This window comes from Hydrogenophaga sp. ZJX-1, assembly GCF_048590325.1.
Taxonomy (GTDB): Bacteria; Pseudomonadota; Gammaproteobacteria; order Burkholderiales; family Burkholderiaceae_C; genus Hydrogenophaga.
Window position 1 is genome coordinate 220307 of record NZ_JBMBRA010000008.1, and the last position, 16021, is coordinate 236327.

The following is a 16021-nucleotide window of genomic DNA, read 5'->3' on the forward strand; positions in this document are numbered from 1 at the left end:
GGGAGGTGGGTGTATGTTGCGCTGCGGTACCATCTTGGGTTCTGTACTGTCATGCTGGCGACTGCCACACACATGAACGCTCCCACGCCGCTTTCGCTCCTCGTTACCGCTGCCGACGACGCGCCACGCCTGCGCGAGATTCCGTACAACTACACCTCCTTTTCGGACCGGGAAATCGTGTTGCGGTTGTTGGGCGAGCGGGCCTGGGGCCTGCTGGACGAGTTGCGCGCCGAGCGCCGCACCGGCCGTTCCGCGCGCATGTTGTACGAGGTGCTGGGCGACATCTGGGTCGTGCAGCGCAACCCCTACCTGCAGGACGACTTGCTCGACAACCCCAAGCGCCGCGCCGCGCTGGTGGATGCCCTGCACCACCGCCTGGGCGAGGTGCAGAAGCGCCGCACGCCGCAGGACGATGCCGCGCGCGACACGCTGGTGGCCGAGCTGCTGACGGCGGCCCGTGGGGCGGTGGACAGCTTTGCCCGCTCGTTCGAAGAGATGGCCGCGCTTCGCCAGCGCGCCACCAAGGCGCTGCGCCGCCTGACCGCCAAGGACAACATCAAGTTCGATGGCCTCTCGCGCGTGTCGCACGTGACCGACGCCACCGACTGGCGCGTGGAATACCCGTTCGTGGTGCTGACGCCCGACACTGAAACCGAGATGGCCGAGCTGGTGCGCGGCTGCTTCGAGCTGGGTCTGACCATCGTGCCGCGCGGCGGCGGCACCGGCTACACCGGCGGCGCCATCCCGCTGACCTGGAAGAGCGCGGTGATCAACACCGAAAAGCTCGAAGCCATGACCGAGGTAGAGTTCGTGGCCGTGCCCGGCCACGCCGAGCCGCTGCCCACGATCTGGACCGAAGCCGGCGTGGTGACGCAGCGCGTGGCCGATGCGGCAGAGCGCGCCGGCCATGTGTTCGCGGTGGACCCTACTTCCGCAGAAGCCTCGTGCGTGGGCGGCAACATCGCTATGAACGCCGGTGGCAAGAAGGCAGTGCTCTGGGGCACGGCGCTGGACAACCTGGTGAGCTGGCGCATGGTGACGCCGCAGGCGCAGTGGCTCGAAGTCACGCGCCTGGACCACAACCGCGGCAAGATCCACGACGCCGAAGTCGCCACCTTCGAGCTCAAGTACTTTGAAGCCAACGGCAAGACGCACGTCCGCACCGAACAGCTGGTGATCCCCGGCTCGACCTTCCGCAAGGAAGGCCTGGGCAAGGACGTGACCGACAAGTTCCTGGCCGGCCTGCCCGGCATCCAGAAAGAGGGCTGCGACGGCCTGATCACCAGCGCGCGCTGGCTGGTGCACCGCATGCCCGAGCACGTGCGGACCGTGTGTCTGGAGTTCTTCGGCAATCCCAAGGACTGCGTGCCGTCCATCGTGGACATCAAGGACTTCATGTTCGCCGAGATGAAGCGCCCCGGCGGCGCCATTTTGGCTGGCTTGGAGCACCTGGACGACCGTTACCTGAAGGCGGTCGGCTACGCCACCAAGAGCAAGCGCGGCACCTTGCCCAAGATGGTGCTGGTGGGTGACATCGTGGGCGACGATGCCGACGCCGTGGCCCGCGCCACGAGCGAGGTGATCCGCCTGGCCAACGGCCGCAGCGGAGAAGGCTTCGTGGCCATCAGCGCCGAGGCGCGCAAGAAATTCTGGCTCGACCGCAAGCGCACCGCGGCCATCAGCAAACACACCAACGCCTTCAAGGTGAACGAAGACGTGGTGATTCCGCTGCCGCGCATGGGCGAGTACACCGAGGGCATCGAGCGCATCAACATCGAGCTCTCGCTGCGCAACAAGCTCAAGCTCTGCGAAGCACTGGAAGCTTTCTTCACCCGCGGCCAGCTGCCGCTGGGCAAGACCGACGACGCCAATGACATCCCCAGCGCCGAGCTGCTGGAAGACCGCGTGCAGCAGGCGCTGGCACTGGTGCGCGAGGTGCGCTCGCTCTGGGCCGGCTGGCTGCGCGACGTGGACACGCTGTTCCCGCAGCTGCAGGACCATTCACTGCGTGCGAGCTGGAAGACGCAGATCCGCGCGCCCCTGCAAGGCATCTTCACCGGTGCGGCGTTCGGCCCGATCCTGGCCGAATGCACGGCCATCCACCAGCGCGTGCTCAAGGGGCGTGTGTGGGTGGCGCTGCACATGCATGCGGGTGACGGCAACGTGCACACCAACATTCCCGTCAACAGCGACGACTACGAGATGCTGCAGACAGCGCACGAAGCGGTGGGCCGCATCATGGTGCTGGCACGCAGCCTGGACGGTGTGATCTCGGGTGAACACGGCATCGGCATCACCAAGCTGGAATTCCTGACCGATGACGAACTGCGCCCCTTTGCCGAGTACAAGGCCAAGGTGGACCCGGAGGGCCGCTTCAACAAGGGCAAGCTGATTCGCGACCTGTCGGGCGTGAAAGGTCTCGCCGAGGACAGCAGCCTGCGCAGCGCCGATCTCTCCAACGCCTACACGCCCAGCTTCGGCCTGATGGGCCACGAGTCGCTGATCATGCAGCAGAGCGACATCGGCGCCATCGCCGATTCGGTCAAGGACTGCCTGCGTTGCGGCAAGTGCAAACCCGTGTGCGCCACGCACGTGCCGCGCGCCAACCTGCTCTACAGCCCGCGCAACAAGATCCTCGCGACCTCGCTGCTGGTCGAGGCCTTCCTGTACGAAGAACAGACGCGCCGCGGCATCAGCATCAAGCACTGGGAAGAGTTTGAGGACGTGGCCGACCACTGCACGGTCTGCCACAAGTGCCTGTCGCCGTGCCCGGTCAAGATCGATTTCGGCGACGTGACCATGAACATGCGCAACCTGTTGCGCAAGATGGGACAGAAGAGCTTCCGCCCGGGCAATGCCGCGGCCATGTTCTTCCTGAACGCCACCAACCCCGAGACCATCAAGTTCATGCGCTCGGCCATGGTGGACGTGGGCTTCAAGGCGCAGCGCATGGCCAACAACGTGCTGAAGCTCGCTGCGCGCAAGCAGACCAGCGCCCCGCCCGCCACGCTGGGCCCGGCGCCGATCAAAGAGCAGGTGATCCACTTCATCAACAAGAAGATGCCCGGTGGCCTGCCCAAGAAGACGGCGCGCGCGCTGCTCGACATCGAGGACAAGGACTACGTGCCCATCATCCGCAACCCGGTGGGCACCACGGCTGAGACCGAGGCGGTGTTCTATTTCCCGGGCTGCGGCTCGGAGCGCCTGTTCAGCCAGGTGGGGCTGGCCACGCAGGCCATGCTCTGGCACGCAGGCGTGCAGACCGTGCTGCCGCCGGGCTACCTGTGCTGCGGCTATCCGCAACGCGGCTCGGGCCAGTTCGACAAGGCCGAGAAGATCATCACCGACAACCGGGTGCTGTTCCACCGCGTGGCCAACACGCTGAACTACCTGGACATCAAGACCGTGGTGGTGAGCTGCGGCACCTGTTACGACCAGCTGCAAGGCTACGAGTTCGACAAGATCTTCCCCGGCTGCCGCATCATCGATATCCACGAATACCTGCTGGAAAAAGGCATCACCTTGCCGGCGGGGCAGGGCGGCTACCTGTACCACGACCCCTGCCACACACCCATGAAGCTGCAGGACCCGATGAAGACGGTCAAGGCGCTGGTGGGCAACAACGTGGTCGAGAGCAAACGCTGCTGCGGCGAGAGCGGCACGCTGGGCGTGACGAGGCCGGACATTTCGACCCAGATCCGGTTCCGCAAGGAAGAAGAGATCAAGAAAGGCGAGGCGCAGTTGCGCGCCGCCGGCACCGTGGGTGCCAAGGACAACATCAAGATGCTGACCTCGTGCCCGAGTTGCCTGCAGGGTCTGACGCGCTACGGCGATGACCTGAACAATGGCTTGCTTGAAGCCGACTACATCGTGGTCGAGATGGCCAACCAGATTCTGGGCAAGGACTGGTTGCCCGAGTACGTGGCGCAAGCCAACCAGGGCGGCATCGAACGCGTGCTGGTCTGATCACAGTCAACCAACCGGAGACAGCCATGGCAGGACTCGACAAAAACACCCCGACACCGCAGGACATCACGGTGCACAGCCAGTCGCGCGTGCTGCAGGTGAGCTTTTCAGATGGCAGCGACTTCCGCATCCCGTTCGAACTGATGCGGGTGTTTTCGCCATCGGCCGAAGTCCAGGGCCACGGCCCGGGCCAGGAAGTCCTGCAGACCGGCAAGCGCGAGGTCGACATTCTGGCGCTGGAGGCCGTGGGCAACTACGCGGTGCAGCCCACATTCAGCGACGGTCACGACAGTGGCATTTATTCGTGGGACTACCTGTATTTCCTGGGCAGCCAGCAGGACGCGCTGTGGGCCGACTACCAGCAACGACTCCTCCAGGCGGGGGTTGACCGCGACGCCGCCATGCCGGAGAAAGCAGGCTCGGCTTGCGGAAGCCACTCACACTAGGAACGGATTGCGCCATGGCCTCTACCCATTTCGGTTTCAAGACGGTTGACGAGCGTGAAAAAGCGCAGCACGTGCGCAGCGTGTTCGATTCGGTCGCGCCCAAATACGACGTCATGAACGACCTCATGTCGGCCGGTCTGCACCGCCTCTGGAAGCGCTACACCCTCACCGTGGCCAACCCGCAGCCAGGCCAGCAGGTGCTGGATATCGCGGGCGGCACGGGTGATCTGTCACTGGCTTTTGCCGCCAAGGTTGGCCCGACAGGTCGCGTGGTGCACACCGATATCAATGAAGCCATGCTGCGCGAAGGCCGCAACCGCCTGCTCGACAGAGGGGTCGTGCTGCCCACCATGGTGTGCGATGCCGAGAAGTTGCCCTTTGCCAGCGACTCGTTCGATTTTGTGTCGGTGGCGTTTGGCCTGCGCAACATGACGCACAAGGAACTTGCACTGGCCGAGATGCATCGCACCCTGAAGCCGGGTGGCAAATTGCTGGTGCTGGAGTTTTCCCGGGTGGCCAAACCGCTGGAGAAAGCTTATGACTGGTACTCGTTCAACATCCTGCCGAAGTTGGGCAAGCTGGTGGCCAACGATGAGCACAGCTACCGCTACCTCGCCGAGTCCATCCGCATGCACCCGGGGCAGGAGGAATTGCGGCAGATGATGAAGTCGGTGGGATTCGGGCACGTGGACGTGCACAACCTCAGCGCCGGTGTGGTGGCCTTGCACGTGGGCATCAAGTGTTGATTCAGCAGGTTTTTTACGTCAATTGAGGGATGGAACAATGAGCAGGTTGTGGTCGGTACTGTTGGTCTGCGCGATGGCGCTGGGGGCGCATGACGCCTCGGCCAAGCGCCTGGGGGGTGGCTTGTCCATCGGCAAACAGTCGGGCAATGTGACCCAGCGCTCCACGGCGCCAGCGACCCAGCCAGCCACGCCGCAGCAGGCGCCTGCTCAAAACGCAGCGACCCGGCCGACCACGCCAACGCCCGCCTCCGCAGCCGCCCCCAAGCGTCCCTGGGGTGCCATGCTGGGTGGCCTGGCAGCCGGTCTCGGCCTGGCCTGGCTGGCTTCCTCACTGGGTTTGGGTGAAGGCTTTGCCCAGTTCCTCATGCTGGCTTTGCTCGCGGTGGTGGTGGTCGCCGTGATCCGCATGGTGATGCGGCGGGGGTCCGCGGCCGCCAAACCGTCCGGACTGGTTTACCAGGGTGCGGGCGCTTCGGACATGGCTGCAACGCCGCGGGGTTACAGCCCGCAGAACGTGGGCAATGACGCGTCGGCCCGTCCCTGGGAGAGCGGTGGCCCAGCGGGTGCTGGTGGTTCCATGATCGGTTCGGCGCTGGCGGGTTCTGCCTCGTGGGGCGTGCCCAGCGACTTCGACGTTGAGGGTTTTCTCAAGGCTTCCAAGACCAACTTCGTGAACCTGCAGGATGCCTGGGACCGGTCCGACATTCCCAGCCTGCGGGCCATGATGACCGACGGCATGCTGGAGCAGATCAAGAGCCAGCTGGCCGAACGCGAGCAGACCAGCGGCAGCAGCGTCAACAAGACCGATGTCGTGATGCTCGAGGCCCAGTTGCTGGGCATCGAGGAACTGGACGACGGGTACATGGCGAGCGTGGAGTTTTCCGGGATGATCCGGGAAGACGCTTCGGCCGGCCCCAATCCGTTCCGCGAAGTCTGGAACATCACCCGGCCCAAGAGTGGTTCGGGCGGCTGGCTGGTGGCCGGGGTTCAGGCGCTTCAATAACGGTGCCTTGGCGGGATGGTCCCGCGTTATCCGTCAAAATCGGGGGGTCATGAAAAATGTACCCCCCGTTTTTTCGTCCGGCGCCGAGAGCGGCAGCCGATCGCCCCTGGGTTTTTTGCAGTCCCTGCTGGGCAGCATCCGTCCGCCCGACTGGGTGGTTGACGAGCTGCAGAACCGCCTGGTGCTGTTCCTCAACCACGTGCTGATGCAGGAGCCGCAGGCACAGGAACGTCTCAGGCGCCAGAAGGGCAAACCGGTGCGGGTGCAGTGGGGCGACTTTCACCTCACGCTCGCCGCCACGCCCGCCGGTCTGCTGGAGCGCCCGGCCGCTGGCGCCCAGCCAGAGCTCACCGTGTCGCTGACACAGACATCGCCGTTTGCGCTGGCCCAGCATGTCATCGCTGGCGACAAGCCGGGCGTGGACATCCAGGGTGACGTGCAGCTCGCCGCCGAAGTCGCCTGGCTGGTGGACAACGTGCGCTGGGACGTGGAAGAAGACCTGTCCCGCGTGGTGGGCGACGCCACCGCGCACACGCTGAGCCGGTTTGCGCGCGCAGGCGCCCAGGCTGTGAAGGCGTTTGCCGCGCGCCTGCCTGAAGGCTTCCCGCCACGTCCGCCCTTCGCTTCGCCAGCTGGCTCCGCGCCCGAAGCGGCCGCGCCGGCCGCGAATGCGGATACCCCGGGCGGTGGCGGTGGTGCCGCATGACGCGTCTCTTTCGCGGCGTTTTCATCGTCTGGGTGGTGCTGCGTTACGGGCTTGATGAGCTCGTGCTGTCCAGCTTCCGGCACCCCACGCTGCGCCTGCTGACCCGGCTTGTCTCCATCGGCCGCAATCTGGACAGCCCTCGCGGCGAGCGGCTGCGCGAGGCGCTGGAGCGGCTGGGTCCGATCTTCGTCAAGTTTGGCCAGGTGCTCTCCACCCGGCGAGACCTGTTGCCGCCCGACATTGCCGACGAACTGGCCCGCCTGCAGGACCGCGTGCCGCCCTTCCCGAGCGCTGTGGCGGTGGCCACGATCGAGCGCGCGTTCGGCAAGCCGCTCGACGCTGTGTTCACGCACTTTGACCAGGTGCCGGTGGCCAGTGCTTCCATCGCGCAGGTGCACTTCGCGACCTTGCGCGATGGCCGCCATGGTGGGCGCGAGGTGGCGGTGAAGGTGCTGCGGCCCAACATGCGGCCGGTGATTGAAAAAGACCTGAGCCTCATGCGCACGATGGCGGGCTGGGTCGAAAAGCTGTCGGCAGACGGCAAACGACTCAAACCGCGCGAGGTGGTGGCCGAGTTCGACAAGTACCTGCACGACGAACTCGACCTGCTGCGCGAAGCCGCCAACGCCGCCCAGCTGCGCCGCAACATGCAGGGGCTCGACCTCGTGCTGATCCCGGAGATGCTCTGGGACTATTGCCACACCGAAGTGATGGTGATGGAGCGCATGCATGGCCTGCCGATCAACAAGGTGGACGAGTTGCGCCGCCGGGGTGTGGACATCCCGAAACTGGCGCGCGACGGCGTCACCATCTTTTTCACCCAGGTGTTCCGCGACGGCTTCTTTCACGCCGACATGCACCCGGGCAACATCCAGGTCAGCGTCGATCCGGCCACCTTCGGACGCTACATCTCGCTCGATTTCGGCATTGTTGGCACGCTGACCGAGTTCGACAAGGAATACCTGGCGCAGAACTTCACCGCTTTTTTCCGGCGGGATTACAAGCGCGTGGCCGAACTGCACATCGAAAGTGGCTGGGTGCCGCCCGACACCCGGGTGGACGAACTGGAGTCGGCGATCCGCGCTGTCTGCGAGCCGTACTTTGACCGCCCGCTGAAAGAAATCTCGCTGGGCATGGTGCTGATGCGCCTGTTCCAGACCTCGCGCCGCTTCCAGGTGGAAATCCAGCCGCAACTGGTGTTGCTGCAGAAAACCCTGCTGAACATCGAAGGGCTGGGCCGCGATCTGGATCCGGAGCTGGATCTCTGGAACACCGCCAAGCCGTTTCTTGAAAAGTGGATGGTTGAGCAGATCGGACCGCAGAAATTGTTGCAGCAGCTCAAGGCCGAGGCGCCGCACTACGCCAAGCTGCTGCCTGCGCTGCCGCGGCTGGTGCACGACTTCCTGCAGCACAAGCCGCACGAACTGCGGCGCGAACTCGATGAGCTGCTGACCGAACAGCGCCGCACCAACCGGCTGCTGCAGGGGATCGTCTGGGGCGGGGTAGGCTTCCTGATCGGTCTGATGTTGATGCAGGTGCTCACGCGGGTGCGACTCTGGTAGACGCTGCCGGTGGTGGACCTGGTTTTGCCGGTCCTTGCACATCCGGGAACCACCCCCAATTTATAATGACGGGTTTTGTTCTTCTACCCTTCGGATCGGGATCGACGGGCCGGGTGTGATACCCACCCGCGGCCCGTTTGTTCTCCGAAGCGATCCCGGCTCTCATGCAGCCGGTCACCTACAGGTTCCGTCATGCCGATTTATGCCTACAAGTGCGCGTCCTGCGGCCATGCCAAGGACGTGTTGCAAAAGATGTCCGACGACCCGTTGAGCGTCTGCCCGGCCTGTGGTCAGGCCAGTTTCCAGAAGCAGGTCACCGCCGCCGGCTTTCAGCTCAAGGGCTCGGGCTGGTACGTGACCGACTTCCGCGGTGGCAACGGCGGCAAGGCCGCACCGGCCGTGGCGGGTGCCGACACTGGTGCCAGCGCACCGGACGCGGCTGCCAAACCGGCGGGTGAGGCTGCCGCCAGTCCGGCACCCGCCACCAGCACCGCGACACCGACACCGACACCCGCTGCGGCTCCGGCAGCCAGTTCGACCCCCACCTCCTCGACCTGAGTTCGCTCCCGATGCCTTCCTTGCGCAAATGGCTGCTGGCTGGCCTGCTGGTCCTGGTGCCCCTGATCATCACCCTCTGGGTGCTGGACTGGGTGGTGGGCACGCTCGACCAGACGCTGCACATCCTGCCGCAGAGCTGGCAACCCGACCAGCTGTTCGGCTTTCACATTCCCGGCCTGGGCGTGATCTTCGCGCTGGTGGTGGTGCTGTCGATCGGGGCGCTGGCTTCCAACATCATCGGCAACAAGCTGGTGCACTGGTGGCACGCGCTGTTGCACCGCATTCCGGTGGTGCGATCCATCTATTCCGGTGTCAAGCAGATTTCCGACACACTGTTCTCCGAGAAGGGCAATGCGTTTCGCAAAGCGGTGCTGGTGCAGTGGCCGCACGCCGGCATGTGGACCATCGGTTTCCAGACCGGTGCGCCCAGTGGCGAGGTCCTTGCGCACTTGCAGTCCCAGCCGGGCCGCATCGGCGAATACGATGAATTCCTGAGTGTGTTCGTGCCCACCACGCCCAACCCCACGGGTGGCTATTTCGTGATGGTGCGCCGCAGCGATTGCCTAGAACTGCAGATGAGCGTGGACGAAGCGCTCACCTACATCGTCTCCATGGGCGTGATCGCGCCCGGTGCCCCCAAAAACACCTTCCCCAAAGTGGCAGCGCCCGGCGCGACCACCCACCCGACCTGATGACTCCCCGCCGTGAAACACGGCGAACCTGCTGAAAGAAGAACCGATATGGCCATGCGCTCCCACTATTGCGGTCTGGTGACCGAAGCCCTGCTGGGCCAAACCGTGCAACTCTGTGGCTGGGTCAACCGCCGCCGTGACCATGGTGGTGTGATCTTCATCGACCTGCGCGACCGCGAAGGTTATGTGCAGGTGGTCTGCGACCCGGACCGCGCCGAGATGTTCAAGACCGCCGAGGACGTGCGCAACGAGTTCTGCGTGCAGGTCACCGGCCTGGTGCGGGCGCGTCCCGAGGGAACCACCAACGACAACCTGAAAAGCGGCAAGATCGAAATCCTCTGCCACGAACTCAAGGTGCTCAACGCTTCGGTCACGCCGCCGTTCCAGCTCGACGACGACAACCTGAGCGAAACCACGCGCCTGACGCATCGCGTGCTCGACCTGCGTCGCCCCTACATGCAGAACAACCTGATGCTGCGCTACCGCGTGGCGATGGAAGTGCGCAAGTTCCTCGACGCCAACGGCTTCATCGACATCGAAACCCCGATGCTGACCAAGAGCACGCCCGAAGGCGCGCGCGACTACCTCGTGCCCAGCCGTGTGCACGACGGTCACTTCTTTGCACTGCCCCAGTCGCCACAGCTGTTCAAGCAACTGCTCATGGTCGCCGGCTTCGACCGCTACTACCAGATCACCAAGTGCTTCCGCGACGAGGACCTGCGCGCCGACCGCCAGCCCGAGTTCACGCAGATCGATATCGAAACCTCGTTCCTGACCGAGGAAGACATCCGCGACATGTTCCAGGGCATGATCAAGACCGTGTTCCAGAACACCCTGGGCGTGGACTTGGGTGAGTTCCCGGTCATGGCCTACAGCGAAGCCATGCACCGCTTCGGTTCCGACAAGCCCGACCTGCGCGTCAAGCTCGAATTCACCGAACTGACCGACGTGATGGCCGATGTGGACTTCAAGGTCTTCAGCGCGCCCGCCACCATGAAGAACGGCCGCGTGGTCGCCCTGTGCGTGCGCGGCGGTGCCGAGATCAGCCGCAGCGAGATCGACGCCTACACGGAGTTCGTCAAGATTTACGGCGCCAAGGGCCTGGCCTGGATCAAGGTCAACGAAGTGGCCAAGGGCCGCGACGGCCTGCAAAGCCCGATCGTGAAGAACCTGCACGACGCGGCCGTGGCCGAAATCCTCAAGCGCACCGGCGCGCAGGACGGCGACATCATCTTCTTTGGTGCCGACAAGGCCAAGGTGGTGAACGATGCCATCGGCGCGCTGCGCCTGAAGATCGGACACAGCGAACTGGGCAAGAAGAACGGCCTGTTCGAAGCCCGCTGGGCGCCGATGTGGGTGGTGGACTTCCCGATGTTTGAACACGACGAAGAAGCCAACCGCTGGACCGCCGTGCACCACCCCTTCACCGCTCCGAAAGACGGCCACGAAGACTGGATGGTCACCGCGCCCGAGAAGTGCATCGCCAAGGGCTACGACATGGTCTTGAACGGCTGGGAAATCGGTGGTGGCTCGGTGCGTATCCATACCGCTGCGGTGCAGCAGAAGGTGTTCGATGCGCTCAAGATCACGCCCGAAGAAGCACAGATCAAGTTTGGCTTTCTGCTCGACGCGCTGCAGTACGGTGCACCGCCCCATGGTGGCCTGGCCTTCGGCCTGGACCGCATCGTCACGCTGATGACGGGTGCCGATTCGATCCGCGACGTGATCGCCTTCCCCAAGACCCAGCGCGCCCAGTGCCTTCTGACGCAGGCGCCGAGTCTGGTGGACGAGAAGCAGCTGCGCGAGCTGCACATCCGCCTGCGCAATGTGGATCTGGCCAAGCCGGTCTGATCGCCGACGGTTACAAAATGGAAGGGCGCTGTTTCAGCGCCCTTTTTCTTTGTCTGGACCTGCCCGATGAGCTCGAACCGCCGTTTCAAGATCCCGTTGTCCGTGCTGGTGGTGATCCACACACCGGCGCTGGAGGTGTTGCTGATCGAACGCGCCGATGCGCCAGGATTCTGGCAGTCGGTCACGGGTTCAAAAGATGCCGAAGACGAGCCGTTCGAGGCCACGGCAGTGCGCGAGGTATGGGAAGAAACCGGACTGGATGCGCGTGCTCCCGGTCACGTATTGACGGACTGGGCGCTGGAAAACCGCTATGAGATCTACCCGCAGTGGCGTCACCGTTACGCGCCGGGGGTGACGCACAACACCGAGCATGTCTTCGGCCTGTGCATTCCGCAGCCAGTGACCGTGACCCTCAATGCGAGGGAACACCGTGCGCAGCGCTGGTTGCCACGGCTGGAGGCCGCCGACCTTTGCTTTTCCCCATCCAACGCCGAGGCGGTGTTGCGCCTGCGATCCGGACTGTGCTGATTCAATGAAGTGAGCAAGCAATTCTTGGACCTGAATGCTTGTGCGCCAGGGCTCAAAATCACGGTGCCATGCGCACGCCATTGAGCCAAAAGTTACGAAACCACCCAAAAATTTGAACTTTACTGCTTCAGTTGGCGCTATTTAGTGCCTCTTTTGGTAACCTCGCACCCAGAACTAAAGTAACAAATAGGGCTACTAGTTACTTTTGGTTGCGATAGACCATCTACTGAGCAGCATGAACAAGTCACACAAATCGATCTGGAACGAATCCTTGGGAACCTATGTGGCTGCGGCGGAAACCGCCAATGCCACGGGACGAAAGACATCGTCCGGTCGCAAGGCGCGGCGCGTTCCACTGCGAGCACATGCAGGTCAGTTGGCGCTGGAGCAGCGCATTGTGTTTGATGCGGCCCTGCCAGCCACGTTGGTGGAGGCCCAGACCGAAAGCGCGGCGGGACCGGATCCCGTGCTGGCTGAGCTGGATCAACTGGAGGCTGAACGCGCGGAGGCTGAGTCTGCCGCGTACGTTCCGAGCGAGTCCACGGAGCAGGCGGCTGTCGAACGCGACGTCGTCGCAGCGAGCGACGAGGAGAGCGAGCCTGTTGACGAATTGATGGTCGGTGAGGCAGATGAAGTGCAGTCGGTGGATGCGGAGGGATTGTTGGAGGATGGGCTCCCTGGCGATGCTGCAGCTGAAGCCGAAATGGTTGAGGCGGACGAGACCGAGCGGGTTGAAATCATCTTTGTCGACTCGGTCGCCGCGGGTGTTACCGAACACCTGGACTGGCATCCGGGGGAGGTCTATGTTCTTGACGCCAACCGGGACGGTGTTGAGCAGATGGCCGAAATTCTGAATGGCCGTTCGGGCATTGATGCCATTCACATCATCAGCCATGGCACGCCGGGCCGTCTGGAGCTGGGCAACTCAGCGCTGGACACCACCTCGATCACGGGGATGCACGCCGACGAGCTGGCCATCATCCGCGCCGCGCTCTCCGAAGAAGCGGACATCCTTCTGTACGGTTGCGACGTGTCGTCGTCTGCCGACGGTGTGGCCTTTGTCGAGGCCCTGGCCGATGCCACGGGCGCCGATGTGGCGGCTTCCAGCGACGACACCGGGGCCGAGGCCCTGGGCGGCGACTGGGTGCTGGAGACCCAGGTGGGCGACGCCATTGAGACCACGGTGATTGCAGCGACCGAATGGGCGGGCCTGTTGACCACTGCCATCAACGTCGGAAGCGGTGCCTTCCTTGGGTCGGCGGGCATGTCTATCTACAGCATCGATGCCACCACCGGCAAGGCCACGCAACTGACGACCGTTCCAGCAACAGTGGGAGGTGTGGCGATCAACACCGCCAACGGCATCAACTCGTTGTCGGTCAACCACACCGCAGGACTCATCTACTACACCTCCAACACCTCGGCCAACACCAACGTCGCGCTGTTCGCCTACGACTACATCAACAACGTCCACATTGTTGTGGACAACAACCTCACCACGGGCCTGGCCACCAACGTGACCGTGGGTGCCACCGGCGTGGGCAGTGGCGCCGCCACCTTTGTCGATAGCACGGGTTTCATGTACCTGGGTGTCGAGAACAACCAGGGTGGCGACGGCGGCGGGACCACCTCCGACGACACCATCTACCGTCTCACCTTTTCCGCAGATGGGCGGACCGTGACAGGCATCGCCACCCTGGTCATCAACATCACCGGCAACGACTGGGGTGATCTGGGGTACAACTCGGCCAACAACACGCTTCAGAGCTCATCATTGAATGGTGGGACGGTCAACGTCACCCGCTACACGCTGAACGCTGCGGGCACATCCGCGACCAATGCTGGCACCCTGTCTGTTGCCACAACCAATACCCAGGCTTCCGAGACACAGGCTGGGGGGACCTATCTGCTGAGTACCGCCATTCAGCAGTACAACCCGACCACCGGTGCCCTGATTGGCTCTGCCGTCAATATCACCACCAACGGCACCACTGCTCTGGGCGCTCTGAACGACGCGGCCAGCTGGACGCCGCCAGATGCGCAGATTGGGGATCGGATCTTCACCGATACCAACGCCAACGGAACGTTCGATGGCACCGACTCCGGCATCGCAGGCGTCACGGTCCGGCTGGTGGACGACGTCAACAACAACGGTGTGGTGGACGCGGGTGAGCGTGTGCTGGCCACTGATACCTCCGACGCCAGTGGCCTATATCGCTTTACCGGGGTGCTGCCCGGAAACTATATCGTTCAGGTGACCGATACCGGCAACGTGCTGGGAGCGGGACGCACTTACACCACCGCAGGCGGCAACACCAATGCAAGCGCCGATGTCACGCAGATTGGCTCTACCAATCTGGCTATCGACTTCGGATTGAACAACCGTGCGCCGGTCAACGTTGTGCCAGGTACGCAGACCATGCCCGAAGACGGTTCGTTGAACATCACTGGTGTGTCGACGAGCGATCCCGATGGCAACCTGGCCACTACCCAGCTGACCGTGACCAATGGTGTGTTGAATGTAAGCCTTGCAGGCGGGGCAACCATTTCGTCCGGCGCGAATGGCGGCAACACACTGACCTTGTCCGGCACTGCCGCGCAAATCAACGCCGCGCTGGCCTCGATCGGCTACCAGCCGACGGCCAACTACTTTGGCCCAGCGGTGCTGACGGTCCGCTCGACCGACGTGGCTGGGCTTCAAGACACGGATACCGTCAACATCACCGTGAACGCCGTCAACGACCCGCCGGTGGATGGTGACGAGACCAATACTGTGACGGAAGACACGACGCTTACCGTGGCAAACGGCGCTGCAGGTGATCTGTTGAACAACACGACCGATGTGGACGGAGGCACGCCGACGATCACGCAGTTCGCAGTGGCCGGTGACGTCACGACATACACGGCTGGGCAATCGGCGGTTATTGCTGGTGTGGGATCTTTGACGATCAATGGCAATGGCAGCTACAGCTTCACGCCCGTGGCGAACTACACGGGAGCGATCCCGGTGGCGACCTACACCGTCTCGGACGGAGCCGGTGGGAGCGACACCTCCACACTGACGCTGACGGTGGTGCCGGTTAATGACCCACCGGACGCGGTGAACGACACGCAGGCGGTGGCGCCGCAAGTGGCGACGGTGGTGAACCTGCTGGGCAACGACACGGACCCCGACGGCGACCCGCTGACGGTGAGCACGGCCACGCTGGCCGACCCGAGCCAGGGCACGCTGACCAACGTGGGCGGCGTGTGGAGCTTCACCTCGGCCGCGGGCGTGAGTGGGCCGGTGGTGATCAACTACACGATCGTGGACCAGGACGGGGCCACGGACAGCGCCACGCACACGATGAACGTGGCCAACCAGCCACCGGTGCTGGTGGACCCGGACCCCACGCCCGGGACGCCGAACATCGACCCGACGGACCCGAACAACCTGCTGGTGCCGGCGGTGGACAACGTGCCGGTGTCGGTGGACCTGGACAACTACTTCACGGACCCGAACACGGGTGACACGCTGACGATCACGCCGGACCTGAGCGGAGTGCCGGCGTGGGTGACCTACGACCCGGTGACCAACGTGCTGGGAGGCACACCGCCGGTGGACAACGCCGGGCCGGTGACCATACCGGTGACGGTGAATGACGGCAACGGCGGGAGCTTCACGGGCACGATCACGATCGAGCCGGTGAACCCCGGGCCGGACGCGGTGAACGACACGCAGGCGGTGGCGCCGCAAGTGGCGACGGTGGTGAACCTGCTGGGCAACGACACGGACCCCGACGGCGACCCGCTGACGGTGAGCACGGCCACGCTGGCCGACCCGAGCCAGGGCACGCTGACCAACGTGGGCGGCGTGTGGAGCTTCACCTCGGCCGCGGGCGTGAGTGGGCCGGTGGTGATCAACTACACGATCGTGGACCAGGACGGGGCCACGGACAGCGCCACGCACACGATGAACGTGGC

The 16021-nt window shown here is 64.0% G+C and carries 11 protein-coding genes; all 11 read left to right on the forward strand.

What is annotated here, in order from left to right; all coding sequences use genetic code 11:
- Window positions 1–72 precede the first annotated feature (72 nt).
- A complete protein-coding gene (locus tag ACN5W5_RS21080) occupies window positions 73–3966 on the forward strand; it encodes a DUF3683 domain-containing protein (protein WP_420050393.1) in 3894 nt (1297 codons plus the stop codon).
- 26 nt (window positions 3967–3992) lie between these two features.
- Window positions 3993–4412, forward strand: coding sequence for a gamma-butyrobetaine hydroxylase-like domain-containing protein (locus ACN5W5_RS21085; RefSeq protein WP_420050394.1), 420 nt, complete (start codon window positions 3993–3995; stop codon window positions 4410–4412).
- A gap of 14 nt (window positions 4413–4426) precedes the next feature.
- The gene (gene ubiE, locus ACN5W5_RS21090) at window positions 4427–5158 is read left to right on the forward strand and encodes a bifunctional demethylmenaquinone methyltransferase/2-methoxy-6-polyprenyl-1,4-benzoquinol methylase UbiE (protein ID WP_420050395.1); all 732 of its coding nucleotides are present in this window, start codon (window positions 4427–4429) and stop codon (window positions 5156–5158) included.
- 37 nt (window positions 5159–5195) lie between these two features.
- Window positions 5196–6161, forward strand: a complete 966-nt coding sequence (locus ACN5W5_RS21095; protein WP_420050396.1) for a Tim44 domain-containing protein — start codon at window positions 5196–5198, stop codon at window positions 6159–6161.
- A 49-nt stretch (window positions 6162–6210) separates the two neighbouring features.
- Window positions 6211–6867, forward strand: a complete 657-nt coding sequence (locus ACN5W5_RS21100; RefSeq protein ID WP_420050397.1) for a ubiquinone biosynthesis accessory factor UbiJ — start codon at window positions 6211–6213, stop codon at window positions 6865–6867.
- Window positions 6864–8429, forward strand: coding sequence for a ubiquinone biosynthesis regulatory protein kinase UbiB (gene ubiB / locus ACN5W5_RS21105; RefSeq protein WP_420050398.1), 1566 nt, complete (start codon window positions 6864–6866; stop codon window positions 8427–8429). The genes ACN5W5_RS21100 and ubiB overlap by 4 nt, the downstream gene beginning before the upstream one ends.
- Before the next feature lie 192 nt (window positions 8430–8621).
- Window positions 8622–8987 carry an FmdB family zinc ribbon protein gene (locus ACN5W5_RS21110; protein ID WP_420050399.1) on the forward strand — a complete coding sequence of 122 codons (366 nt, stop codon included), beginning with the start codon at window positions 8622–8624 and terminating at the stop codon, window positions 8985–8987.
- Between the two features lie 11 nt (window positions 8988–8998).
- The gene (locus ACN5W5_RS21115) at window positions 8999–9679 is read left to right on the forward strand and encodes a DUF502 domain-containing protein (protein WP_420050400.1); all 681 of its coding nucleotides are present in this window, start codon (window positions 8999–9001) and stop codon (window positions 9677–9679) included.
- Window positions 9680–9727: 48 nt separating this feature from the next.
- Window positions 9728–11530: an aspartate--tRNA ligase gene (aspS, locus tag ACN5W5_RS21120; RefSeq protein ID WP_420050401.1), complete on the forward strand. Its 1803-nt coding sequence runs from the start codon at window positions 9728–9730 to the stop codon at window positions 11528–11530.
- A 66-nt stretch (window positions 11531–11596) separates the two neighbouring features.
- A complete protein-coding gene (gene nudB, locus ACN5W5_RS21125; RefSeq protein ID WP_420050402.1) occupies window positions 11597–12058 on the forward strand; it encodes a dihydroneopterin triphosphate diphosphatase in 462 nt (153 codons plus the stop codon).
- Between the two features lie 235 nt (window positions 12059–12293).
- Window positions 12294–16021, forward strand: a 3728-nt coding sequence (locus ACN5W5_RS21130; RefSeq protein ID WP_420050403.1) for a tandem-95 repeat protein, incomplete at its 3' end; no start/stop codon positions are given.

Coding starts and splice junctions, on each gene's coding strand:
- ACN5W5_RS21085 (WP_420050394.1), top strand. CDS start 3,993: ATGGCAGGACTCGACAAAAACACCCCGACACCGCAGGACATCACGGTG.
- ACN5W5_RS21100 (WP_420050397.1), top strand. CDS start 6,211: ATGAAAAATGTACCCCCCGTTTTTTCGTCCGGCGCCGAGAGCGGCAGC.
- nudB (WP_420050402.1), top strand. CDS start 11,597: ATGAGCTCGAACCGCCGTTTCAAGATCCCGTTGTCCGTGCTGGTGGTG.
- aspS (WP_420050401.1), top strand. CDS start 9,728: ATGGCCATGCGCTCCCACTATTGCGGTCTGGTGACCGAAGCCCTGCTG.
- ubiE (WP_420050395.1), top strand. CDS start 4,427: ATGGCCTCTACCCATTTCGGTTTCAAGACGGTTGACGAGCGTGAAAAA.
- ACN5W5_RS21095 (WP_420050396.1), top strand. CDS start 5,196: ATGAGCAGGTTGTGGTCGGTACTGTTGGTCTGCGCGATGGCGCTGGGG.
- ACN5W5_RS21115 (WP_420050400.1), top strand. CDS start 8,999: ATGCCTTCCTTGCGCAAATGGCTGCTGGCTGGCCTGCTGGTCCTGGTG.
- ubiB (WP_420050398.1), top strand. CDS start 6,864: ATGACGCGTCTCTTTCGCGGCGTTTTCATCGTCTGGGTGGTGCTGCGT.
- ACN5W5_RS21110 (WP_420050399.1), top strand. CDS start 8,622: ATGCCGATTTATGCCTACAAGTGCGCGTCCTGCGGCCATGCCAAGGAC.
- ACN5W5_RS21080 (WP_420050393.1), top strand. CDS start 73: ATGAACGCTCCCACGCCGCTTTCGCTCCTCGTTACCGCTGCCGACGAC.